Raw genomic sequence first — 21628 nt, 5'->3', positions numbered from 1 at the left:
CCCATCACTCCGACACCGTGGTGTAACGGCCCTCGGGCCCGCCGTCGTCCCACGGCTCGCAGCGGTCCGACAGGTCGACCCGCACTCCGTGCGGTTCCAGGGCGTCGGCGATCCGGCGCTCCACCTGCTCGCTGAGGAAGTGGTGGTGCAGGTCGAGCACGTCGAGATGGGTCAGCGGCTGGCCCTCGAGGAGCGCGGCCGCGCCCTCGTCCCCGAGCGTGCCGCACGACAGGTCGAGGGTGCGCAGCCGGGCCACGAGCGGCGCCGAGGCCATGGCCGCCGCTATCTCGTTCTCCACCTCGCTGTTGCGCAGGCCGAGATGGTGCAGGGCCGGGAACCGGGTGCCGGACAGCAGTGGCGCGAGGTCCGCCACATCGGCGTCGCCGCCGTAGGCGGAGACACCCAGCCAGAGGTCGAGCTTCTCCAGCGCGGGCAACTCGCTGTCCAGCACCCCGCGGACCACCTCGACCGGCAGTCCGCCGGTCTCGACGGTGAGCGAGCGAAGGTGCTCGTGCCGGGTGGGCGGGAAGACGAGATCGGTACCGCCGCGCACCCCGAGCTCCACCAGTGCGGGGTAGGCGGCCAGCAGCGCGGTGACATCGCTCTGCTGGATCCAGGAGATCTCCGACTCCTCCATCGTCAGATCTGCGACGAACACCGCCTCGAGCGACGTCAGCCGGTCGGCGGCGGCCACCACGAGACCGATCGGGTACGACGAGTCCTCCTCGTACGACTCCCCCCACTGCCCGATGATCAGCGCGCGCACCCCGGCCGGATCGACGGCTGCCAGGAACGAGTCGAACTCCTGCTCCCAGGTGCGGTCGTCCTCGTAGGGCTCGACGAAGACGCGCCAGGCCACCGCACCGGCGGGAGGCCGCATCCCGTCGCTCGCGTCGTGCTGGAAGTCGACGGCCGGAAGGCCGAGCAGCTCGTGCAGGTGGTCCACATCGGACATGGCCCTGGGCTCCTGATGACGGTGACGGGTTGATGTCCGCAAGGTCTATCAACAGCCACTGACAACGGGAGCACCGGCCCCACCGCCCGGTGCTCCGGGGCCGGTTGTCAGACCCCCGCCGTAGCGTTTTCCTCGTGGCCGGCACAGCGGGTGCCGGTCCGGAGGGGAGACGTCTGTGTACCGGCAGGGCGATGTGCTGATCATGGCGCTGGAGGAGTCCGAGGTGCCGTCGAACCTCCTGGACGCACCTGGCGAACTGCGCGACGGGCGGGGCCGGCTGGTGCTCGCGCTCGGCGAGGTCACCGGACACGCGCACGCGGTGCCCGGACCGGGACGGCTGATCCGGGAGGCCGGGGTGTTCGGCCCGATGCTGCTCCACCTCCCCGACGGCGGGCGGGTGGTGCACGAGGAACACGCGGTCATCCCGCTGCCGAAGGGCTGGTTCCGCGTGGTGCGCCAGCGGGAGTACGCACCGGGGGCGGTCCGCATCGTCGCGGACTGAGCGGCCTTCGCCTGCCGGGCCCGCAGGGGCCGGCGGCGACGCGCGATCCGAGAACGCCCATAACGGGGCACGGCACAGGCAACAGGGGACGGGGAAGAAGATGCAGTACGTGGACTCATGGCGGGCCGTGGCGGCGGCGACCGGTGCGGCGGACCGGCCGGCGGCCGAGGACGGGGTGCGGCTCGCCTACCGCAACGCCGGGCTGGCAGAGCCGGCGGAGTTCGTCTGGGCCGATTCGCCCAGGGAGGCCGTCGGCATCCTGAAGAAGCTGACCGGCGCGGGCCGTTCGGTCCGCGAGGAGGTGAGGACCCGGCCCTGGGCGGACGAACGGCGCCGGATGTACGACGAGCTGGGCCCGGCCGGCTGGTCCGCGCTCTGGTCCGCCACCGGTGCCCAGCTGTGGGAGACCACGGCGGCGCTCGCCGACCGGATACGGGCCGCCGTCGTCGCCGAGGCGGCCGAGCGGCCCGAGGACGAGCCGGATGTGCGGCTGCTCCTCCTGGACGCGGTCCTCGGCCAGCACGACGCGGCCTGGCTCGCCGCGTTCGACGGCCGGGGCGACCGGCTCGACGGACTGGCGGCGGTGGCCAGGAACGCGGGCTGGTGGTGGCCCTACGAGCGCACCGTGGTGATCAGCGAGCGCCCCGGGGAGCTGTACCGCGACGAGGCGGGGCGGCTCGACCGGGGCGACGGTCCCGCGCTCTCCTACCGGGACGGGTTCGGGCTGTACGCCTGGCGCGGCATGCCGGTGCCCGCCGAGTTCCTGGCGGAGCTGACCGCGCTCACCCCCGAGCGGATCCGGGCCGAGGAGAACGCGGAACTGCGCCGCGTGATGCTGGAGTTCTACGGATACGACCGCTACCTCACGGAGTCGCGCGCCGAACCGGTCCACCGGGACGAGACGGGCATCCTGTGGCGGATCGCGCTGGACGGCGACGAGGACGTGGTCATGGTCGAGGTGGTCAACTCCACCCCGGAGCCGGACGGGACGCACCGCACCTACTGGCTGCGGGTTCCGCCCGCGATCCGGACCGCGAAGGAGGGCGTCGCCTGGACGTTCGGCCTGCAGGGCGAGGCCTACACGCCGCTGCGCCAGACCTGACGGACGGGGTCGCGGGGGCGGCCGCCGCCGGAGGCGCCGGGTGGGACGCGGACGGCCGGACGGTCAGGCCGTCAGCGTCTCGTGGTCGATGCCGAGTTCCCGGGCCAGTGCCTGTTCGGTCCACTCCAGCATCGTGGCCCGGGAGAGCGGGCCCGCGTACGAGGTCATCTGCACCGCCAGGCCGTCCAGCAGGGCGGTCAGCCGCCAGGCCACGGACATCGGGTCGTCGCAGTGGAACTCGCCCCCGGCCGCGCCCTCCTCGATGACCTCGGCCAGCTCCGCCTTCCACTGCTGGTCGAGATCGCCCGCCACGGTACGCAGTGCGGGGTCCCGGAGCGAGGCGGCCCAGCCCTCGATCCACAGCCGCCAGCCCTTGGCCTGGCCCGTCGGCGCGTACCAGCGGACGGCGGCGCGCAGCCTGCGCACCGCCGTGGTCCGGCGGGTCAACAGCTTGCGCAGATGGGCGAGATCGGCCTCGGCCGCGTGCGCGAACGCGGCGGCGACCAGCTTCTCCTTGGTGGAGAAGTGGTAGAGCACGAGTGCGTTGCTCACGCCGAGGACGGAGGCCACATCGGCGATCCGTACCGCCGCGACACCCCGTACCTCGATCTGCTCCACGGCAGCGCGCAGCAGCTCCTCGCGTCGCTCCGCCACACTCAACCGGACTCTGCCCACGGCGTCACCCTAACAACGGCCCTGCCGCGGCAGGGCGGGACCACGACCTGTCCGTGGGCCGCCGGGCCCGGTGGCGGGCGTCCGTGCCGCCGTCACATGTCCGGTCAGCGGTACCAGCCGAAGCGTTCCGCCATGACCGGCAACCGGTCCGCGACGACCGCGTGGGCCGCCGCCCGGGGGGTGCAGTTCTCCACCGAGGCCCGCTTCATCACCAGTTCGACGAGCGCGCGCATCGAGCTGCGGGTGTGGGCGAAGGCCTCGTCGGCGTCGGCGCGTATGTCACCGAACAGGGTCCACCACCACCAGGCGTTGGTGCCGGAGTTGACGACGACATCGGGCAGCACCGTGATCCCGCGCTCCGCGAGCAGGGCCTCGGCCTCCGGCAGTACCGGCATGTTGGCCGCCTCGACCACCCAACGGGCCCTGATCCCGGCCTGGTTTTCGGCGTCGATGGCGTAGGAGACCGCGGCGGGCACGAGTACGTCCACGTCCTGGTCCAGCCAGGCCCCGGCGGGCAGCTCGCGGTCGGCGTCGCGCAGTGCGCCGCGGTCCACCGTCCCGTGGCCGTCCCGGGCGGCGAGCAGGGCCTCGATGTCGAGGCCGGCCGGGTTGGCGATGGTGCCCCGGACGTCGGCCACGGCGACCACCCGGAGCCCGGCCCGCGACAGGAACCGGGCCGTCGCGCCGCCCATGGTGCCCAGGCCCTGCACGGCGACCCGCGCCCCGGCGTGGCCGACCCCGTCCCGGTCCAGCGCGGCCAGCACCGACTCGGCGACCCCGCAGCCGCCGACCAGCTCGTCGAGCCCGATGCCGTCCACCTCGACGGCGAAGGCGTCGGCCAGCCGCTGCCGGGCGGCCGCCTCGTCGTCGAGCAGCGGATAGACGGCCTCGATGGAGGAGACGAGCCCGGCCTCCGCGGCCGCCCGGTCGACCAGGTCCTGGCTGAGCCCCAGGTCCTCGCCGGTCGTCCAGATGTTCTCGACGTACGGACGCACGGCGCGCAGGTAGCGCACCAGGACGCCGTAGGCGGCCGGGTCGCGGGGATCGCAGTCGATGCCGCCCTTGGCGCCGCCGAGGGGTACGTAGCGGGCCCCGGTGCGGTCCGCGTCGAAGTGGAGCGCTTCCTTCATCGTCATGCCGCGGGCCAGCCCCGCCACCTCGTCGAGCGTGCAGCCCGCCCGCATCCGCAGCCCGCCGCTGGACACCCCGCGCACCAGCCGGTCGACGACCAGGTGCCCCTGGTGACCGGTGACGTGGTCCGTCCAGGTCAGGGAGATCAGCGGGGCGGGCGGGGACACCGCGGGCGTCGTCATCGGGGGTTCTCCTCGGTCACTGAGATCGGGGCGGGCCCGGGGGCGGCGCCCCGGGCCCCGGGCCGTGCGGGCCGGGGCGTGTCGGGCCCATGGTCTTTTACTGAATGGCCATTCAGTATTGGGACGATTCGCTGCCGCTGTCAACGCCGCCCGGCCGGAATCGCGGCCCGGTGGCCGGATGCGGTCGCGCGGCGCCTCGGAACGGACGCCGGGGGCCGGACGCGGAATCCTGCGCGGGGTCCGGACGTTGGATCCGTCATGACGGGAATCGACGCACAGCAGGATGCGCTCCTTCGGCTGTTCTCCGAAGGCAACAGCGGTGTACTGGTCACGCTCAAGCGCGACGGCAGGCCCCAGCTGTCCAATGTGAACCACTTCTACTACCCCGACGAGCGCATCGTCCGGGTCTCGGTCACCGAGGACCGGGCGAAGACCCGGAACCTGCGCCGCGACCCGAGGGCCAGCTACCACGTGACCAGCGAGGACCGCTGGGCGTGGACGGTCGCCGACGGCACCGCCGACCTCACCCCGCCGGCGGCGGACCCCGACGACGCCACCGTCGCGGAGCTGGTCGCGCTCTACCGCGACGTCCAGGGCGAGCACCCGGACTGGGACGACTACCGCCGGGCCATGGTCAGGGACCGCCGGGTCGTGCTGCGCCTGCACGTCGAGCACGCGTACGGGCAGCCGCGTGGCTGAGGCGGGCCCTGCGGGCCACCATCCTGTTGGGTGTTCTGCTCTCGCACTGTCGTACCCCCCGTCCATAATGAGATGACACCGACTCCCTCAGGAGATCTTGTGACCGGCGCTGACTCCACGTTCTCGCTCCGTACCAGGCTGCGTGCGCTGCGGCCCGCCGACTTCGGGGCCGACCCGGACGGCCCCCGTATGGAGCGCATCCGGCGTTCCCCGAATTTCGTCGACGGGGTGTTCCAGAACCCGGTGGGGGCACGGATCAGGCCGTCGGGGTCCGCCCTGGAGTTCGCGAAGACGTACTTCCGCAAGGAGGAGCGGGTACTGAGATCGCCGACCGGTGACGTACCGGTCCATGCCACCACCCTGGCCGATCTCGCCACCCCGCCCGCCTCCGGGCTGCGGCTCACCTGGATGGGGCATTCCAGTGTGCTCGCGGAGATCGACGGCCGGCGGGTGCTGTTCGACCCGGTCTGGGGCGACCGCTGTTCGCCGTTCGCGTTCGCGGGCCCCAAGCGGCTGCACCCCGCACCGCTGCCGCTGGGCGTACTGGGGCCGGTCGACGTGGTGGTGATCTCCCACGACCATTACGACCACCTCGATCTTCCGACCATCCGGGCGCTGGCCGGTACGGACACCGCCTTCGCCGTGCCGCTCGGGGTCGGGGCGCACCTGGAGCGCTGGGGCGTGACCCCGGACCGGATCCGTGAGCTCGACTGGAACGAGAGCACGGAGGTCGCCGGGATCAGCCTGACGGCCACCCCGGCCAGGCACTTCTGCGGCCGGGGCCTGCGCAACCAGCAGCACACCCTCTGGGCCTCGTGGGCCGTGGCGGGACCGGAGCACCGGATCTACCACAGCGGCGACACCGGGTATTTCCCCGGCTTCAAGGAGATCGGCGCCGAACACGGCCCGTTCGACGCCACCATGATCCAGATCGGCGCGTACAGCCAGTACTGGCCCAAGGACCACACGGACGGCCGGCCCGAGCCCGGTGCCTGGCCGGACATCCACATGAGCCCCGACGAGGGGGTCCAGGCCCATCTGGACCTTCAGGGCAACGATCCGGCGGCGGGGATCATGCTGCCGATCCACTGGGGGACGTTCAACCTCGCACTGCACCCGTGGGCCGAGCCCGCCGAATGGTCGATGCGTGCCACTCAGGTCGCAGGGGTGACGCTGGTGGCCCCGCACCCCGGCCGGCCGTTCGAGCCCGCCGACCCCCCGGCGGTGGACCCGTGGTGGCGTGCCGTGGCCGCAGAGCCCGCTGCGGGCTGGGGCAACTGGCCCCCGGTCCACGTACCGCTGCCCGGCGGAGCCGTGACGCCCGCTCCCGACCGGGACCGCGACCGGGCCGCCCAGGCCTGACGGCGTGGTGTCCGCGGGACGGTGCGGCGTTCCCCGGACACCGCACCGCGTCCTGTGCCCGGCCGGGGTCCGGCGCCGGTCAGGCCGGCGGGTGGAGGTGCCCGCGCTGCCCGTCGTGATCGAGGACGCACAGGATCTCGGCCGGCCCGCCGTGTGCCTTGATGGCGTGCGGGATCATGGTGGAGAACCGGGCGGTCCGGCCCGTCCCGACCCGCACGGCGCGCTCACCGAGGAGCAGCGTGACGGTTCCCGACAGCACCGTGAACCAGTCCTTGCCGGGGTGCACCCCCAGCCGGTCGACCCCCGGGCCCCTTGCCTCGTCGGTGATGCGCATCTTGGCGACAGTGGCACCGGCCGGGCCGGAGCCTTGGTTCAGCATCCAGGTGGTCAGCCCGCGCCGCTCGTCGCGCCGGGGCCTGATCACGGCATCCTCGTCGCTGACGCTCTCCACCAGCTGGTCGAGCGAGACCCCCAGGGCGCGGGCCAGCGCCGTGAGCTGGTCGAGCCCGATGCGCCGGTGCCCGGTCTCGATGCGGCTCAGGGTCGAGGGGCTCAGGAAGGCACGCTCGGCGAGGCTGTCGAGCGACCAGCCACGGGCCTTCCGCAAGCTTCTGATCCGCATGCGCACCGTGCTGTCCAGATCGCTTTCTTGCGTCATGCGCAAGAGTTTACGCGATGCGCGCAAGGCGGCGTTACGGTCGATACATGAACACCGCAGACCCGAATACCCCACGCCCGGACACCTCCCGACCGGCCCACGCCGATACCCGCGCCGACGACGGAACGGCCGCCATGGCCGAGATCCTGGAACTCGACGCCGAGGTCCTGGGTGCGTACCTGTCGGAGCTCACCACCTGGCTGGGTGAACTGTCCGACCGGGAACCCGGCCGCATCGTCGACCTGGGCAGCGGAACCGGGACCGGTGCCATCGCCCTGGCGCGGCGCTTCCCCCGGGCCGGGGTCCGGGCGGTGGACCGCTCCCCGCAGATGCTCCACCGGCTGTCGGTGAAGGCGGCCGAGCTGGGGCTCGCGGACCGGGTCCACGGCGTTCGGGCGGACCTCGACCAGGAATGGCCGGCCCTCGACACCAGCGACCTGGTCTGGGCGGCCGCCGCTCTCCACCACATGGACAACCTCGGCCGGGTGCTGTCCCACGCCTTCGGCGCCCTGCGGCCGGGCGGCCTCCTCGCCGTCACCGAGATGGACTTCTTCCCCCGCTTCCTGCCCGAGGACATCGGAGTGGGCCGGCCCGGCCTGGAGGCCCGCCTGCACGCCGCCCTGAACGCGGAACCCGCCGCCGGCTGGACGGACCACCTCGTCCGCGCGGGCTTCGTGCCGGAGGCCGAGCGGCCCTTCGTGATCGACCTGACTGCCCCGCTGCCGCCCGCCGCAGCCCGCTACGCGCAGCTCTGTCTGCGGAAGCTGCGTACCCACCTCGACGGGCAGCTCGCCGCCGAGGACCTGGCCGCCCTTGACGCCGTCACCGGCGACGAAGGCCCGCACAGCGTCCTGCGGCGCGACGACCTCACGGTCCGGACGACCAGGACCACCTGGGTGGGCCGCCGCCCCTGACCGCCCGGAGAGCGGCGGCATCCGCACGGCCGGGCGGGCGTCGAACGGCGGTACGCTGCCGTCGGGAAGCGGGTACGGTGCGGCGGCTTCCCGGTGCACCCCCGTCCACCTGCCCGCTGATCCGCCTACTCGCTGATCCGCCGGACACGGCCGAGGACGGCACCGGTGCGCCTCCACCTTCCAAGGAGCGGCCATGCTGCGGGTGCACTTCACCGCCGAGGATCTGGGGCGGGTCCGGGTGGCCCCCGGGCCGGACTTCCTCTGGGAGATCAGCAACAGCGTGCAGACCCTGCAACGCCGCGACGGTGAAAGGGAGTTCGGTGTCTGGCGCCGCTGGGTCCGGCCGAGGCTCTCCGCGAGCCCCCGGCTGCTGTCCTCGCTGCTGCCGCCACGCGGGTACTCGCCGGACTTCCTCACCCCCACCACCGGCGACCGGGCCACCCTGCACGCGGCCGTCGACACCCTGATGAGCACTCCGCGGCCACGGCTGCGGACCGATCTGACACAGCTGGCGGCCACGCTCCGACTCCCCGGCTGGGTGAGTTCCCTGGCCGGCGGCGACACCGAAACCCTCCGGCAGCTCGGTGAGGCGCTGCGCACCTATCAGCTGGAGGCGCTCGCTCCGTACTGGCAGCGCGTCCACGCGCACATAGACGCCGACCGGGCCCTGCGCCTGCGCAGTCTCCTCGACGGTGGCACCGAGGGGCTGCTGGCCGGGCTCGGGCCCCAGTTCCGCTGGCGCCCGCCCGTACTGGAGGCGACGTACCCCGTGGACCAGCAGCTCCGGTTGCGGGGGAGGGGACTGGTGCTGCAGCCGTCGTTCTTCTGCTGGCCCACGCCGATCACGCTGGCCGACGGGGACCTGCCGCCCGTTCTCGTCTACCCCATCCACCACGCCGCGGACTGGGCCGGCCCCGCCCCCGGCCTGCCGGCGCGGGGCGCGGGGCCGCTGGGCCCGTTGCTCGGTCACACCCGGGCCGGTCTCCTGCGCGCGACCCGCACCGGATGCTCCACGGTCGAGGCCGCGCGGCTCCTGGACGTGACCCACCCCGCCGTCAGCCAGCACCTGAACGTGCTGCGCGCGGCGGGGCTGGTCGCCACCGTGCGCAAGGCCGGCCGGTCCATCCACGTCGCGACGGCGGAGGGCCGGGCGCTGCTGGCCGTCGCGGAGCGGGCGAAGGGACAGCGGGGGCGGCCGGGCCCGTAAGCCTGAACTTTCGTTCCTTGCGCCGTCCTTGAGCGGGGAAGGACGCTGGTGCCCGCTGCCGGGACCGGCCGTGCCGCGCGGAGCCTTCGTGCGCGCCGGCCGGGCGCGTTCCCCGGCGGGCGTTCTTCCCGCAAGGCCCGTCCCCCCACCCTCAGGAGCCTTTATGCGCAGGAGACTCGTGTCCTCGGCGATCGCCGTGGCCGCCGTCGGCGTTCTCCTCCACCCCGGCACGGCCCAGGCCTCGCCCGTACCGCACACCCCATCGGTATCCGTGCTCGCCCACGGAACGAAGGCCGGCACGGCCGTCGTCAGCGGGCACAACGCGCCCGGCACCCGGCTGAAGGTCGCCTCCGGCCGTACCAGCAGCGGGCACTGGCTGGAGATCGACTACCAGGTGCAGGAGACCGGCTACTGGTGCGGACCGGCCGCCACCCGCATCGCACTCTCGGCCAGGACCGCCCCGCCCAGCCAGGCCGTCCTGGCCGGCCAGCTCGGTACGACCGAGGCCGGCACCGACCACATCGGCCAGGTCACGGGCGTACTCAACGCGAACCTCGGCGGCGGCTGGTACGAGACCAAGGAGATGCCGAACGACCCGCCCACCCAGGGCCAGCGCGACCTGCTGTGGAACGACATCGTCTTCGACATCGACCGCAACTACCCGCTGGTGGCCAACATCGTGGCCCCGCCCGGCAACCAGCCGCCCGGCTACCCCTCGGACCAGACGATCTACCACTACTTCACCGTGTTCGGCTACGACGACGTGGACCGCACGGTCCTCATAGCCGATCCCGCCTCCTTCAGCGGCAACCAGATCTACTGGATCTCCTTCGATCAGCTCGCCACGCTGATCCCGCCGAAGGGCTACTCGGCGTGACCCGTTCCCTCGCCACCAGGAGGCCGTGTTGAGCAGCCACCGCAGCAACCGTGCCCACAGTCCCACCCGCAGGAATGTCATCAGGGCCGCAGGCGGGCTCTTCGCCGCGACGGCCCTCGGCGCCGGGGGCGTCCTCGCGGCCGCGTCCCCGGCCGGCGCGGCGGGTGACGGCTTCGGGCTGCGCATCGTGGAGCACGACGAGAGCGATCCGCGTATGTGGTTCTACCGGTTCGCGACCGACGCGATCGGCTGGGACCCGGGCGTCAACGTCCTGCTCCCGGACGACTACCACACCGGCGCACGCACCTACCCGGTCCTCTACCTCTTCCACGGGGGCGGCACCGACCAGGACTTCATCACCTTCGACCGCGCGGGCATCCGGGACTGGACGGCCGGGAAGCCCGTCATCGTCGTGATGCCCGACGGCGGGCACGCGGGCTGGTACTCCGACCCGGTCAGCACCAACACGGGCCCCCGGAACTGGGAGACGTTCCACATCGGGCAGCTGATTCCCTGGATCGACGCCAACTTCCGTACCTACGCCGAGTACGACGGCCGGGCCGTCGCCGGATTCTCGATGGGAGGCTTCGGCGCACTGAAGTACGCGGCGAAGTACTACGGCCACTTCGCCTCGGTGAGCGCCCACTCGGGCCCGGCCAGTCTGCGCCGTGACGCGGGACTGGTCACCCACTGGGCCAACGTGTCCTCCGCCGCCCTGGACCTGGGCGGCGGCACGGTCTACGGAGTACCGCTGTGGGACGAGGCCAGGGTGAGCGCCGACAACCCGGTCGAGCGCGTCGAGAGCTACCGGAACAAACGGGTGTTCCTGGTGGCGGGCACCAGCCCCGACCCGGTCAACTGGTTCGACACGGTCAACGAGACCCAGGTGCTGGCCGGCCAGCGGGAGTTCCGGGGCCTCCTCGGCGCAGCCGGTATCCCGCACGAGTGGTACGAGGAGCCGGGCGGGCACGTGATCCGCGACTACCTGGTCCGCCGCGACCTCGACGGCATCGTCGCCCGGCTCCGCAAGGCCTGACGGCCCGCGGCAGCGGCGCCCGCAGGATCGCTCCCCGCCCGGCCCGGTCCGGCGGACAGGCCGTGCGGGGAGCGGGACACCGGCCGCCCGCACATCCGGCAAGCCCCCTCGGTGATGTCCGAGGGGGCTTCTCGCGTGCCGCCGGGGACGACGGCACACGCCCGCCCCCACCGCATGACGCACTGACCGGACCTGCCTATTCGGTCGCTCGTGCGAGAGGTCATACCAGAGCGGGACGGATAGCGGGCAAGTTCCGCAACTGCCCGCCGCGGCCTCGCTCCGGGCGACTACCGTGTGTGTCCGGTGATCAACGGTGGGCTCATATTCCCGTGCCCGCCCGGCCGATGATCCGAGAATGACCGACCACCGTAGGTGCCACCACATGGATACCGATTACTGGGGCCCCACGTACCGAGGACGCTGATGTCTCAACTTCGCGCACCCGACGCGCGACCGGAACGCCGAGAGGGCGGGCGGCACGGCCGACCGGGTGCCCGTTCCCACTCGGCCGCGGCCAGACCGCGCGCTGCCCAGCCGTCCCCCGAGGCGCGTATACGCCCCCAACTCCTGCGCACCGCCGTGCTGCCGGCCGTCGCAGTCATGCTCACCGGCGCCGCGGCCGTCATCCTCACGGTCCGCTCCACCGGCACCGCGCCGTCCACCGAACTCTGGACCGCGCTCGGCGCGGCGGCAGCCCTGGCACTCGCCGCCGTGGCGGCGGCCTTCCTCGCCGCCAACCGCGTCGCCACCACCGTCCTCGGCCGGTGCTTCGCCCTGCGCCGGGCCAGCGCACAGGGCCAGGCCGAACTGCAGCAGGTGGTGGAACAGCTCCGCAACGGCGAACCCGTACCGACCCGCAGGGCCCCGCAGACCACCGCCCCCGGCAGCGACGCCTTCGAACTGCTGGCACAGGAGCTCGGCCGGCAGCAGGAGGCGGCCGTGGCCGCCGTCGTACAGGCCTCCCGGCTCTCGGAACACACCGGCGAGGACCAGAAGGTCGAGGTCTTCGTCAACCTCGCCCGCCGGCTGCAGTCACTGGTGCACCGCGAGATCCAGCTGCTCGACGAGCTGGAGCACGAGGTCGAGGACCCCGATCTGCTCAAGGGCCTCTTCCACGTCGACCACCTGGCCACCCGGATCCGCCGGCACGCCGAGAACCTCGCGGTCCTGGGCGGCGCCGTCTCCCGGCGGCAGTGGAGCAACCCGGTCACCATGACGGAGGTGCTCCGCTCCGCGATCGCCGAGGTCGAACAGTATCCGCGGGTCAAGCTGGTGCCCCCGATCGACGGCACCCTCCGCGGCCACGCCGTGGCCGACGTGATCCACCTCCTGGCCGAACTGGTCGAGAACGCCACGGTGTTCTCCGCCCCGCAGACCCAAGTGCTGCTGCGCGCCCAGCGCGTCACGGCGGGTCTCGCCCTGGAGGTCGAGGACCGGGGCCTCGGCATGCCGGCCAACGAGCAGAAGCGGATGAACGCCCTGCTTGCCGACCCCGACCAGGTCAATGTCGCCCGGCTGCTTCAGGACGGCCGGATCGGGCTGTTCGTGGTGGCCTCACTGGCCCGCAGGCACGGCATCGCCGTACGGCTGCAGAGCAACATCTACGGCGGTACGCAGGCCGTGCTCGTGCTTCCGCAGTCCCTGCTCGGGGCCGAGGACGACACCGGGGCCGGCGAGGCCCCGGCCCCGCCTCCCGGCCCCGTGCACCGCCCGCCGCCGCTGGACGAGGCCCCCGCCCCCCGCGACCTCGGCCCGGGTACGACGCCCGCCCCCGAGCCGGAGCGCCGGCCGTACGTCCCGCAGCAGCAGGCACTGCGCATGCACCAGCCGCAGCAGACCCGGCGTCAGGGCGAGGGCCCGCCCCTCCCGCTGCGCGCCGAACGCCTCGACCGCCCCACGCCCCCCGAGGCCCGGCCCGGTATCCGCCCGGCCGACGACGCGGTACCGGCGCTCCCGCCGGAGACCGGAGTCGTCCGCGGCACGATGGGCCGGCCGCAGCTTCCCCGGCGCGCGAACCAGGAGCACCTGGTTCCCCAGCTCAGGGAAGCCCCGGCCCCGCGCACCGAGGACGAACCCACCCTGCACGACCCGGGCCTGGTGGCGGCCTTCCGCCGCGGCATCGACCTCGCGGAGGCCCGCGCCGAGACGGAACCCGGGGCGGAGCCCGCGCCGGAGTCCGGCTTCGGAACGGATCCGGCGGTGGCAGCCGCACCGCTGGACCCGCTTCCCGTGCGCGGCGCCGCGGCCCCGGGCCGGCTCCTGCGGGCCGGTTCCTACCACAGCGACCAAGACCCACTCGACGTGAACACCTCCAAGGAGTAGATGCACCATGGCGACCGATACGCCGTCCGGTCAGGTCTCGGACCTCGACTGGCTGCTGAGCGGGCTGGTACAGCGCGTGCCGTACACCCGAAGCGCGGTCCTGCTGTCCGCCGACGGGCTGGTGAAGTCCCTCCACGGCATGGACGCCGACAGCGCCGACCACATGGCGGCGCTGGCGGCCGGCCTCTACTCCCTCGGCCGCAGCGCCGGGGCGCGGTTCGGGGACAACGGGGAGGTCCGGCAGGTGGTGGTGGAGCTCGACTCGACGCTCCTGTTCGTGGCCACCGCCGGTTCCGGCACCTGTCTGGCGGTGCTCGCCGGGCGGAGCGCCGATGCGGCCGTGCTGGGCTACGAGATGACCATGCTGGTCAAGAGTGTCCGGCCCTATCTGATGACCCCGACCAGACAAGCGGCCGGGGTGCCGGGCGCCACGGGGCTGTGAGCGTGTCGGCCACGCAGGACGCGCCGTTGCTCGACGATGCGGCGGGCCGCCTCATCCGCCCGTACACGGTGAGCGGCGGCCGCACCCGCCCCACCACCGTGCTCGACCTGCTCTCCCTGGTGATGGCCACCGGGACCGTCCCGCAGGTCCACCTCGGCCCCGAGCACTCGGTCGCGCTGGGACTGTGCGGCGGACCCACGTCGGTGGCCGAGATCGCCGCACACCTGCGACTGCCCGCAGTCGTCACCAAGGTGCTCCTCTCCGACCTGGTCGACTGCGGAGCGGTCACCGCGCACCCGCCCGCCTTCCATGACATGCCCACTGACCGATCCCTGCTGGAGGCAGTGCTCGATGGCTTACGACGACAGCTCTGACGGTTTCGACAGCTCCGCCCCGCACCCGGGGGCCGGGAGCCCAGGAAACGTCGGCTACGCGGAGGGCCCCGGGAGCGCTGGTCACGCCGGGGTCCCGGGAAACGGGGGATACGAGGACGCCCCCGGCTCCCTCGGGCACGCCCAGGGGCCCAGCAGCTCCGAGGGCTTCCCCGTCGCCCTCAAGGTGCTGGTGGCCGGCGGCTTCGGTGTCGGCAAGACGACCTTCGTCGGCGCGGTCAGCGAGATCGCGCCGCTGAGCACGGAGGAGCTGCTGACTCAGGTCAGCGCGGCGACCGACAGCCTCGAAGGCATCGAGTCCAAGACCTCCACCACGGTGGCCATGGACTTCGGCCGCATCACGCTGGACGAGCAGCACGTGCTCTACCTGTTCGGCACCCCCGGCCAGGAACGCTTCTGGTTCATGTGGGACGAGCTCTCGCAGGGCGCGCTCGGAGCCGTGGTCATCGCCGACACCCGGAGGCTGGAGGAGTGCTTCGCCGCCGTCGACTTCTTCGAACGGCGCGGCATCGGATTCATCGTCGCCGTCAACGAGTTCGACGGCGCCTTCCGATACGGCCCCGAGGAGGTGCGGGCCGCACTTGACCTGGCGCCCGCGGTGCCCGTCGTCCTGTGCGACGCCCGGATCGCCAGCTCGGGAACCGGCGCGCTGGTCACCCTCGTCCAGCACCTCATCAACGCCACCGCCGAGCCGGCCCCGCTCTCCGGGCACGGCAGTTTCGGAGTCCCTACGTGATCCCGCACGCCATCGGGCGGATGCTGCTGACTCCCGTCGACAGCGACGCCCGCGCCCGGACCCAGCGGCTGCGCAGCCTGGACCTGGGGGAGCGGTCCGATGCCTCCTTCGACAACTTCGACGCCTTCGCCGACCGGGTGGCCGAAGTGACCGAAGTGCCCTTCTCGATGGTCAACTTCATCGACGGCAACCGGCAGTTCTACGCCGGACTGCACACCCCCGCCGGCATCCGCAAGGGCGCCGACCTGGGCGCCACTGCGGCGGGCAGCGGCCGCAGCGGCCGCTACGTCGCACTCGACCACGGCTACTGCCCGCACGTCGTGGTCCGGCGCAGGGCGCTGGTCCTGGAGGACGTCTGCGACTACCCGAGGTTCGCCGGGAACCCGGTGGTCGACGACATAGGCATCCGCTCCTACCTCGGGGCGCCGCTCATCGACCGCACGGGGATCGCCCTGGGCGCGGTCTGCGCCGTGGACACCGTGCCCCGCCCGTGGGGGCGGGCCGGGCTCGACACCATCAAGTCCCTCGCGCAGGAGCTGATCGGGCACATCCACAGCCGGGAGGACAACAGCATCGGGATCTGAGCCCGCCCCGCCGGCCGGGCCGGGGGGCCGCCGGTCAGACCTCCACCCGGCTGCCGTCCAGGAAGGTGAGCACCACCGCGTCGCCGTCCACCCGCACCCGCACCGCCGTCCGCAGCGCTTCCGGATGGACGGTGTCCCGGGAGAGCACGACGAGCGACACATGAACGCTCCGGCCGCCGGGACGGGGTGCGCCGCGCAGATACGGGATCGCCGAGTGCGGTCCGTACGCGTTGGACTCCACATCGCGCGCCACCGCCGCCCCGTCGGCGCCGCCGTCCCAGCCGTACAGCGCCACCACCGCGCTGGTCAGCCCGTCGGCCGTGCGGGCGAGCGCCCAGTCGGGACCCGACGAGGCGAACGGGCTCACCGGACCGGCGACCGCGTGGCCGCCCTCCCGGACCACCGCGCCCTCGGGCGAATCGACCCGGTGCACCCGGATCTCCCACGGGCCGTGCAGCACGCTCGTCGTCCCGATCCGGTACGCGCGCTCGTCGCCCGGCAGCCGCGCCGCCGACCAGGAGGAGGCGACGCGGCCCTCGCAGTGCAGCGGATGGATCCGGCGGCGGCGCGACGGCGTGCCGTCCGGGGCGATCAGGGCCAGGTGGTTGTCGATGTTCCGGGCTGCGGCGTGCGGTGCGGACTGCGGCGCGGCCGCCGTCGAGTACGCCAGCTTCGCGTAGTGCGGGTCGTCCTCGCCCGCGCCCCGGTCCGGATCGTCCTCGCAGGCATTGGCCCCGGGCGCGGGCGGGTTGTGGTCGCTGCCGTGATTGACCAGCCGGACGATCCCGTCGTTCCGGGTGCCGTGCAGCAGCCAGCCCGGTGCGGGCAGCGCGGTGTACGTGTCCGACTCCTCGACGGGCAACGGGAGTTCGCGCTCCGTCCACACCGCGTGGTCGGCCGGGAGCAGCAGCCCGAGGAAGCCCTTGCTCGCCCAGTACGGCGAGGCCGGACCCGAGTAGGGCTGGGTGGACGGGAGGAAGGTGTCGTACCAGCCGAGCGTCAGCAGCCCCCGCTCGTCCGGCACCCCGCGCTCCGCGAAGTGCCGCAGCGTGCCCGAGGCGAGCCGGCGGGTGAGTCCGGGAGCCAGCGGGGTGCAGTCGGCGAGCGCACCCATCCACGCCGGGGCCAGCGCGGCGAAGCGGTAGGCGAGCGAACGGCCCTGGTGGACCGGCGAGCCGTCGGCCCCGAAGAAGTGCTGGTAGTCCTCCAGGAACCGGCTCAGCCGCCCCCGGTACACAGCCGCCCGGCCGCCGTCGCCCTCCGGCCCGGCGATCCGCGCCCACAGCAGCGGGTACAGGTGCATCGCCCAGCCGATGTAGTAGTCGAAATTGCGGCCGTCCCCGTCGGTGTACCAGCCGTCACCGACGTACCAGTCCTCGATCCTGTCGAGCCCGTCCTCGATGTCGGACCGGCTGTACGGGGCGCCCACCGAGGCGAGGAACTGCTCGGACACCACCTGGAACAACCGCCAGTTGTTGTCCCAGGTGCGGCCGCCGACGAATCCGGAGAACCAGTCGACGACCCGCTCCTGGACCCCGGCGTCCAGCCGGTCCCAGATCCACGGCCGGGTCTCGTGCAGTGCGAAGGCGACCGACGCCGCCTCCACCATCTGCTGCGAACAGTCCGTCAGGCGCGGCCAGGCCTCGCCGCTTTGGGGGTCCGTTCCGGCCGCGAGACCCGCCGCGTACCGCTCGGTCAGCGAGGGGTCGACCGCCCCGCCCGCGCCCGCGCCCGCGATCCGGCAGGCGGCGAGCAGGAACGAGCGCGCGAAGCCCTCGAGGCCGTCCGAGACGACCCCCGACCAACTGCCGCGTCCCGGCAGCCGGTACTGCGCGAAACCGGGTGAGGCGTATGGCGTCAGCGCGTCGAGCATCCGGTCGGCCGTCGCCTCCCAGTGCGCCCGGGTCCAGCCGGTGCGCGACGACAGGACCCGGTCGGTGGGCGGCAGTTGCAGATACGGGGTGGCGGGCATGGCGGCGCTGCTCCTCGGGATCGACACTCGGAAGAGGTGGTTACTGGACGAGTTCGGTGCGGTGGGTGTGGCCGCGTGAGCCGCCGGTCTCGACCGTGAGGACGGTCCTGCGGCCGAGGGCGACGCGCACGGTGGCATCGGCGTGCGCCACCGACCGCACCCGGAAGGGGAGTTCGACCGTGAGCGAGGTCTGCGTCCGGCCCGGGTCGGCGACCGCGACGGACACCTGTGAACCTCTTCGCCGCACGATCACCGACGCCGGCCCGGACGAGGTGATCCCGGCGGCGGAGCCGGCACCCCAGAAGTGCACGGCGCTGAGCCCGCTCCTGCGGTCCTCCACGGCCTGCGCGACGGCGTCGTTGGCGACGATCCGGACCGGCCGGGAGTGCGCCCAGACCGCGGTGGCGGCGGCCGACGCACCCGGCAGCAGCACATAGGCGTAACCGTCGTCGGCGGGCGAGACGCCGTGGTCCACCCAGAGGGTGACATAGCGTCGGGTGACCGGATCGGTGCTGCCGCCGGTGTCCGCGCCCGTGTTGACGGCCCGCCATGTTCCGGTGCGCTCCTCGCGCAGGGTGTGCAGCGCGGCGCCCCCGGGGAAGACATAGCCGCCGGTTCCGTCGAGATGCGCCCACCGGGCCCGGTGGAACCTGTCGGCCCGGCCCTGTTCCACGGGCAGCGGCACGCCGTCGACCAGCAGCCGGTCCCGGCCGAGCGCGCCGAGGTTGCGGTTCTCGACGATCGTCTCGACCGCGCGGCCGTCGCTCGCGGTGATGGCCGCGCCGAGCGCGACCACCGCGTTGTCCAGCAGGAACCACGCCTTCCTGGTCCGCAGCGTGCTGCCCGGGGCGCCGGCCACCTCCATCGCGGCCACCGTGTACCGGCCGTCCAGGACGGTCCCGCCCGCGACACTGTTCGACGGCAGGTAGGTGGAAGTGCCCGCGCCGGTGCCGAGATCGTCGCGGTGGCGGGTGTCGACCGTGGTGCCGGGGAGCCGGTACGGGTCGACGGTCGGCCAGAAACCGTCGTTGTACTGCCCGAGGCCGCCCCCGTCGTACAGGTACGTCATGCCGTCGCCGGTGTACCAGCCGTGCAGGTTCTCGCCGTTGCCCGCTTCGTACGCGGAGATCCGCTTCGACGAGAGCGACAGCGCGCAGGCCCAGCCGGGGCGGCGGTGCACCACGCGGTCCATGTCCGCGAGGACGAAGCTGCCCGTCGTGCGCGCACCCGCGCGGACAGAGGGGTCGTCGAGCACGGCCTTGGCCAGGGCCAGTTGGGGGAGTGTGGCCAGGGCCGCGAACGGGGTGGTGCGGTTGCGGGTCAGCCAGCCCTTGACCAGAGACCGCCAGCGGTCCGCGTAGGAGCCGGGTGCGCCGGACGCCAGGAGGAGGATCGCCGCGAGGGCCGAGGCGCCGTCCCGGTGGTCGCCCGCACGCTCCCGCGACACGGCCCGCCCGCGCACCGAGTCCATCATCAGCCCGTCGAAGACCACCGGAGCGAAGCTGCGCTCCACGGCCTCGTACATCACCGACACCTTCGGGTCGGCGACAGCCCACGGCGAGTCCGCGAGGAGCGAGAGCAGCCAGGCGGCGCCGCCCAGCAGCACGGTGCCGTACGAGCCGGTGTACGCGACCACCTCGTGCTGGACGAAGGAGCCGTCCTGGTAGAACCCGTCACCCGAACCCGCGTACCGGAAGAGGCTGTTGCGTCCCGAGTCGCGGACGTCGGAGAGGGCGTCACGGGCCGATGCGACCTTGTCCGCGTCCTTGCCGAGCAGCCCGCGCAGCGCCACGATCACGGCCTTGTCTGTGCGGTTGGCGCCCGTCTCGGACAGTGCGGGGGAGTTGGTCCGGCGGTCCGCGTCGGGGCAGTACCGGTCGACGACGCCCAGGTAGTCCGCGAGATCGGCCTCGGGCAGCCGTGTGCGCAGCAGGACGCAGCAGTCCATCAGCGCGCGGGGGGCGCCGATCTCCCAGAACCACCAGTTGCCGCTCTCGCCCGCCTGCGGATGGTAGGCGGTGTCGTAGGTGAAGCGCAGCGCGTCGAGCAGGGTGTCGGCGATCGCCGCGTCACCGGACAGGGCGGCGCCGGGCGTGGCCCATGCGGTGGCGAGGGTGCGCAGCCGGGTGTAGCTCTGCCCGAAGTTGCCCGCAGCGGTGACGGGGGAGAGGTCGGCCCACAGCGCGGTCCGTCCGGTGCCGCGGTCCAGGGTGTCCCACAGCCCCTTCGCGGTGCTGTCGAGGGCCGCGAGGGCGGCTGCGAAGTCGGGGTCGGACGGGTCGAACCCGCCTCCGGTGATCAGGGTCTCCGCCCGCCGGAGGAGCCCGTCGAAGTCCTGGTCCGTGCCGGGCGCGGTGTCCGCGGCCTGTGCCGTGCCCGCCGTCGGGGCGAGCGCCGCGCCGACGGCGGTGGCGCCGCTCGCGGCGAGGAGGGTCCTTCTGCTCAGTTGCACGATGACTCCCTGTCCGGTGCGGTTGCGTCGTCCATGTGTGCCGCTCAGTCGGTGAGCGTGCTCGGGTCGACGTCCGGCCGGGGCAGGTTCAGGGCGGCGAGCTCCGCCCGGCCGACGGCGTCGATCGGGAAGGCCCAGGTGCTGACGAAGAAGTCCGTGAGGTCGCGGCCGGCGACGCGGCTGGAGTAGGTGGCCAGCGCCCGGTAGCGTTTGTCGGTCTCCGTGGAGTCGGACTGCGGGTTCTCCTCGCGCACCAGCTTGTGCAGCCGGGGCCAGAAGTCGTCCCCGAAGGCCAGCTCCAGCTGGCGCAGCGGCACGAGCTTCTCGTAGGCGCCGAACGACTTCTCGTACGTCAGCCCGGCCGTGCCGAACTTGGCGCGTGCGGTCTGGAAGGCGGTCCGTCCGGTCGCCGGGTCGACCGTGAGCAGGTTGGACGGCTGGTCCAGGGTGCGCTGTGCGGCCAGCGAGTAGATGTTCACCGTGACTTCGGTGAGGCCGCCCGGCTTGTAGGCCATCTGCTGGTGCAGGTGGCCGAGTTCGTGGTAGAGCCCCCAGCCGCGGGTGCGCAGTCCCTCGACGGTGGTGGCCCGGTCGAGATAGGCGCGCGGGAAGCCGTTGTAGCCGTGCGTGGCGTACGCGCCGACACCGGTCGGCACCTTGCTGACCTCGGTGAAGTGGTACGGGCCCGCCTTGCGCCGGTGCACGGGGCGTGAGCCGTCGAGGCCGCTGATCCGGGCGTGCGAGTCGATGATCGTCCCGACCAGCCGGAGCAGTGCTGCGTGGTCCTCGTTCCGGTACTGCAGTGCGCCGTCCCGGGTCAGCGTCATGATCGTGTCCGGCCCGTGGAGTTCGACCCAGGGCGAGGTGGTCAGGGTGTCGAGCTGCCGCTGGTAGTCGGCCTCGGTGGTACGGCCCAGGATGAAGACCGGCATGGGGACGGCTCCGGAGCGGATGAGCACCGAGGCCCGTTCGCCGTCGCCGGTGAGCGTCAGGTAGACCGGGCCGCCGTGCGGGTCGGTCACCGTGTTGGCGCCCGCGGTGAGCGGGTGGGCGCGCGGTTCGGTGACCTCGCCGTAGTAGTCCCAGGCACCGATCCAGAGGGTGGGCAGCAGGCCGTCGTGCGGCCGGACGGTCAGCGAGAGCGGGGTGCCGGCGGGGACGTACAGGCCGGTCGGCTGGAACTCCGAGCCGCGCAGCGCCTGGGCGAGCCGCAGCCGTTCGGCCTCGGCGCCGGGGCGGGCGGTGACGGTCAGGGAGACGGGGCGGGCGAGCGGCCGCCCGGGGGCGGCGTGCGACGGGGCCGCCTGCGCGGATGAGGCGGTGGCGCCGAGTGCGGCCACCGCCGCGGCGCCGGCCGCGGCGGCGAGCACGGAGCGGCGGGCGACCGGGGCGGCGGAGGGTGCGGAGGGGGTGTGCTTACGCATGCGG

20 protein-coding genes are annotated in these 21628 nt (G+C 73.1%); 13 read left to right on the top strand and 7 right to left on the bottom strand.

The window, feature by feature from the left end; genetic code table 11:
• Positions 1-4: 4 nt before the first annotated feature.
• A complete protein-coding gene (locus EDD93_RS35700; RefSeq protein ID WP_123530508.1) occupies positions 5-955 on the bottom strand; it encodes an STM4015 family protein in 951 nt (316 codons plus the stop codon).
• 175 nt (positions 956-1130) lie between these two features.
• On the opposite strand from EDD93_RS35700, the gene EDD93_RS35695 reads away from it, so the two are divergent.
• Both EDD93_RS35695 and EDD93_RS35690 read left to right on the top strand, forming a co-directional pair.
• The gene (locus EDD93_RS35695; protein ID WP_123530506.1) at positions 1131-1457 is read left to right on the top strand and encodes a hypothetical protein; all 327 of its coding nucleotides are present in this window, start codon (positions 1131-1133) and stop codon (positions 1455-1457) included.
• Between the two features lie 100 nt (positions 1458-1557).
• A complete protein-coding gene (locus EDD93_RS35690; protein ID WP_123530504.1) occupies positions 1558-2559 on the top strand; it encodes a DUF6745 domain-containing protein in 1002 nt (333 codons plus the stop codon).
• 63 nt (positions 2560-2622) lie between these two features.
• On the opposite strand, the gene EDD93_RS35685 is transcribed toward EDD93_RS35690, so the two are convergent.
• Entirely contained in the window at positions 2623-3213 is a 591-nt protein-coding gene (locus EDD93_RS35685) for a TetR/AcrR family transcriptional regulator (protein ID WP_123530502.1), read from the bottom strand.
• A 125-nt stretch (positions 3214-3338) separates the two neighbouring features.
• Entirely contained in the window at positions 3339-4547 is a 1209-nt protein-coding gene (locus tag EDD93_RS35680; RefSeq protein WP_123530500.1) for a glutamate dehydrogenase, read from the bottom strand.
• Between the two features lie 258 nt (positions 4548-4805).
• Here EDD93_RS35680 and EDD93_RS35675 point away from each other — a divergent pair, with 258 nt between their 5' ends.
• Together EDD93_RS35675 and EDD93_RS35670 are read left to right on the top strand one after the other, a co-directional pair.
• Entirely contained in the window at positions 4806-5246 is a 441-nt protein-coding gene (locus EDD93_RS35675) for a PPOX class F420-dependent oxidoreductase (RefSeq protein ID WP_123530498.1), read from the top strand.
• Positions 5247-5345: 99 nt separating this feature from the next.
• Positions 5346-6608 (top strand): MBL fold metallo-hydrolase, encoded by a 1263-nt coding sequence (locus EDD93_RS35670; protein ID WP_123530496.1) that lies wholly within the window; start codon positions 5346-5348, stop codon positions 6606-6608.
• A gap of 79 nt (positions 6609-6687) precedes the next feature.
• Here EDD93_RS35670 and EDD93_RS35665 read toward each other — a convergent pair whose 3' ends face one another.
• Entirely contained in the window at positions 6688-7266 is a 579-nt protein-coding gene (locus EDD93_RS35665; protein WP_123530494.1) for a helix-turn-helix domain-containing protein, read from the bottom strand.
• A 47-nt stretch (positions 7267-7313) separates the two neighbouring features.
• On the opposite strand from EDD93_RS35665, the gene EDD93_RS35660 reads away from it, so the two are divergent.
• The 9 genes from EDD93_RS35660 to EDD93_RS35620 all read left to right on the top strand — a co-directional run bounded on the left by EDD93_RS35660 (position 7314) and on the right by EDD93_RS35620 (position 15776).
• Positions 7314-8180, top strand: coding sequence for a trans-aconitate 2-methyltransferase (locus EDD93_RS35660; protein ID WP_260256101.1), 867 nt, complete (start codon positions 7314-7316; stop codon positions 8178-8180).
• A gap of 193 nt (positions 8181-8373) precedes the next feature.
• On the top strand, positions 8374-9387 hold the full coding sequence (locus tag EDD93_RS35655; protein WP_123530490.1) for a helix-turn-helix transcriptional regulator: 1014 nt from the start codon (positions 8374-8376) through the stop codon (positions 9385-9387).
• A 163-nt stretch (positions 9388-9550) separates the two neighbouring features.
• Positions 9551-10264: a C39 family peptidase gene (locus EDD93_RS35650; RefSeq protein ID WP_123530488.1), complete on the top strand. Its 714-nt coding sequence runs from the start codon at positions 9551-9553 to the stop codon at positions 10262-10264.
• A 28-nt stretch (positions 10265-10292) separates the two neighbouring features.
• Positions 10293-11300, top strand: a complete 1008-nt coding sequence (locus tag EDD93_RS35645) for an alpha/beta hydrolase family protein (RefSeq protein ID WP_123530486.1) — start codon at positions 10293-10295, stop codon at positions 11298-11300.
• A gap of 423 nt (positions 11301-11723) precedes the next feature.
• Entirely contained in the window at positions 11724-13622 is a 1899-nt protein-coding gene (locus EDD93_RS35640) for a sensor histidine kinase KdpD (RefSeq protein ID WP_185092624.1), read from the top strand.
• A 7-nt stretch (positions 13623-13629) separates the two neighbouring features.
• Entirely contained in the window at positions 13630-14064 is a 435-nt protein-coding gene (locus EDD93_RS35635; protein ID WP_123530482.1) for a roadblock/LC7 domain-containing protein, read from the top strand.
• Between the two features lie 2 nt (positions 14065-14066).
• A complete protein-coding gene (locus EDD93_RS35630; protein ID WP_185092623.1) occupies positions 14067-14438 on the top strand; it encodes a DUF742 domain-containing protein in 372 nt (123 codons plus the stop codon).
• Positions 14416-15192 carry an ATP/GTP-binding protein gene (locus tag EDD93_RS35625; protein WP_311318353.1) on the top strand — a complete coding sequence of 259 codons (777 nt, stop codon included), beginning with the start codon at positions 14416-14418 and terminating at the stop codon, positions 15190-15192. The genes EDD93_RS35630 and EDD93_RS35625 overlap by 23 nt, the downstream gene beginning before the upstream one ends.
• The gene (locus EDD93_RS35620) at positions 15189-15776 is read left to right on the top strand and encodes a GAF domain-containing protein (protein WP_123530478.1); all 588 of its coding nucleotides are present in this window, start codon (positions 15189-15191) and stop codon (positions 15774-15776) included. The genes EDD93_RS35625 and EDD93_RS35620 overlap by 4 nt, the downstream gene beginning before the upstream one ends.
• Positions 15777-15810: 34 nt before the next feature.
• On the opposite strand, the gene EDD93_RS35615 is transcribed toward EDD93_RS35620, so the two are convergent.
• Genes EDD93_RS35615 through EDD93_RS35605 form a run of 3 tightly spaced genes read right to left on the bottom strand, consistent with a single transcriptional unit; the run spans position 15811 to position 21624 of the window.
• Positions 15811-17748, bottom strand: a complete 1938-nt coding sequence (locus EDD93_RS35615; RefSeq protein WP_123530477.1) for a DUF2264 domain-containing protein — start codon at positions 17746-17748, stop codon at positions 15811-15813.
• A 40-nt stretch (positions 17749-17788) separates the two neighbouring features.
• The gene (locus EDD93_RS35610) at positions 17789-20200 is read right to left on the bottom strand and encodes a polysaccharide lyase 8 family protein (protein WP_123530475.1); all 2412 of its coding nucleotides are present in this window, start codon (positions 20198-20200) and stop codon (positions 17789-17791) included.
• Between the two features lie 44 nt (positions 20201-20244).
• Positions 20245-21624, bottom strand: coding sequence for a M60 family metallopeptidase (locus EDD93_RS35605; protein ID WP_123530473.1), 1380 nt, complete (start codon positions 21622-21624; stop codon positions 20245-20247).
• Positions 21625-21628: the final 4 nt, after the last annotated feature.

Source organism: Streptomyces sp. 840.1 (genome assembly GCF_003751445.1).
In the GTDB taxonomy this organism is placed as follows: domain Bacteria; phylum Actinomycetota; class Actinomycetes; order Streptomycetales; family Streptomycetaceae; genus Streptomyces.
This window is presented reverse-complemented; position numbering and strand designations above follow the sequence as displayed.

Bases quoted from the DNA above. Each gene is read 5' to 3' on its own strand.
- EDD93_RS35700 (WP_123530508.1), bottom strand. From the start codon at position 955: ATGTCCGATGTGGACCACCTGCACGAGCTGCTCGGCCTTCCGGCCGTC.
- EDD93_RS35690 (WP_123530504.1), top strand. From the start codon at position 1,558: ATGCAGTACGTGGACTCATGGCGGGCCGTGGCGGCGGCGACCGGTGCG.
- EDD93_RS35680 (WP_123530500.1), bottom strand. From the start codon at position 4,547: ATGACGACGCCCGCGGTGTCCCCGCCCGCCCCGCTGATCTCCCTGACC.
- EDD93_RS35675 (WP_123530498.1), top strand. From the start codon at position 4,806: ATGACGGGAATCGACGCACAGCAGGATGCGCTCCTTCGGCTGTTCTCC.
- EDD93_RS35665 (WP_123530494.1), bottom strand. From the start codon at position 7,266: ATGACGCAAGAAAGCGATCTGGACAGCACGGTGCGCATGCGGATCAGA.
- EDD93_RS35660 (WP_260256101.1), top strand. From the start codon at position 7,314: ATGAACACCGCAGACCCGAATACCCCACGCCCGGACACCTCCCGACCG.
- EDD93_RS35655 (WP_123530490.1), top strand. From the start codon at position 8,374: ATGCTGCGGGTGCACTTCACCGCCGAGGATCTGGGGCGGGTCCGGGTG.
- EDD93_RS35650 (WP_123530488.1), top strand. From the start codon at position 9,551: ATGCGCAGGAGACTCGTGTCCTCGGCGATCGCCGTGGCCGCCGTCGGC.
- EDD93_RS35640 (WP_185092624.1), top strand. From the start codon at position 11,724: ATGTCTCAACTTCGCGCACCCGACGCGCGACCGGAACGCCGAGAGGGC.
- EDD93_RS35635 (WP_123530482.1), top strand. From the start codon at position 13,630: ATGGCGACCGATACGCCGTCCGGTCAGGTCTCGGACCTCGACTGGCTG.
- EDD93_RS35625 (WP_311318353.1), top strand. From the start codon at position 14,416: ATGGCTTACGACGACAGCTCTGACGGTTTCGACAGCTCCGCCCCGCAC.
- EDD93_RS35615 (WP_123530477.1), bottom strand. From the start codon at position 17,748: ATGCCCGCCACCCCGTATCTGCAACTGCCGCCCACCGACCGGGTCCTG.
- EDD93_RS35605 (WP_123530473.1), bottom strand. From the start codon at position 21,624: ATGCGTAAGCACACCCCCTCCGCACCCTCCGCCGCCCCGGTCGCCCGC.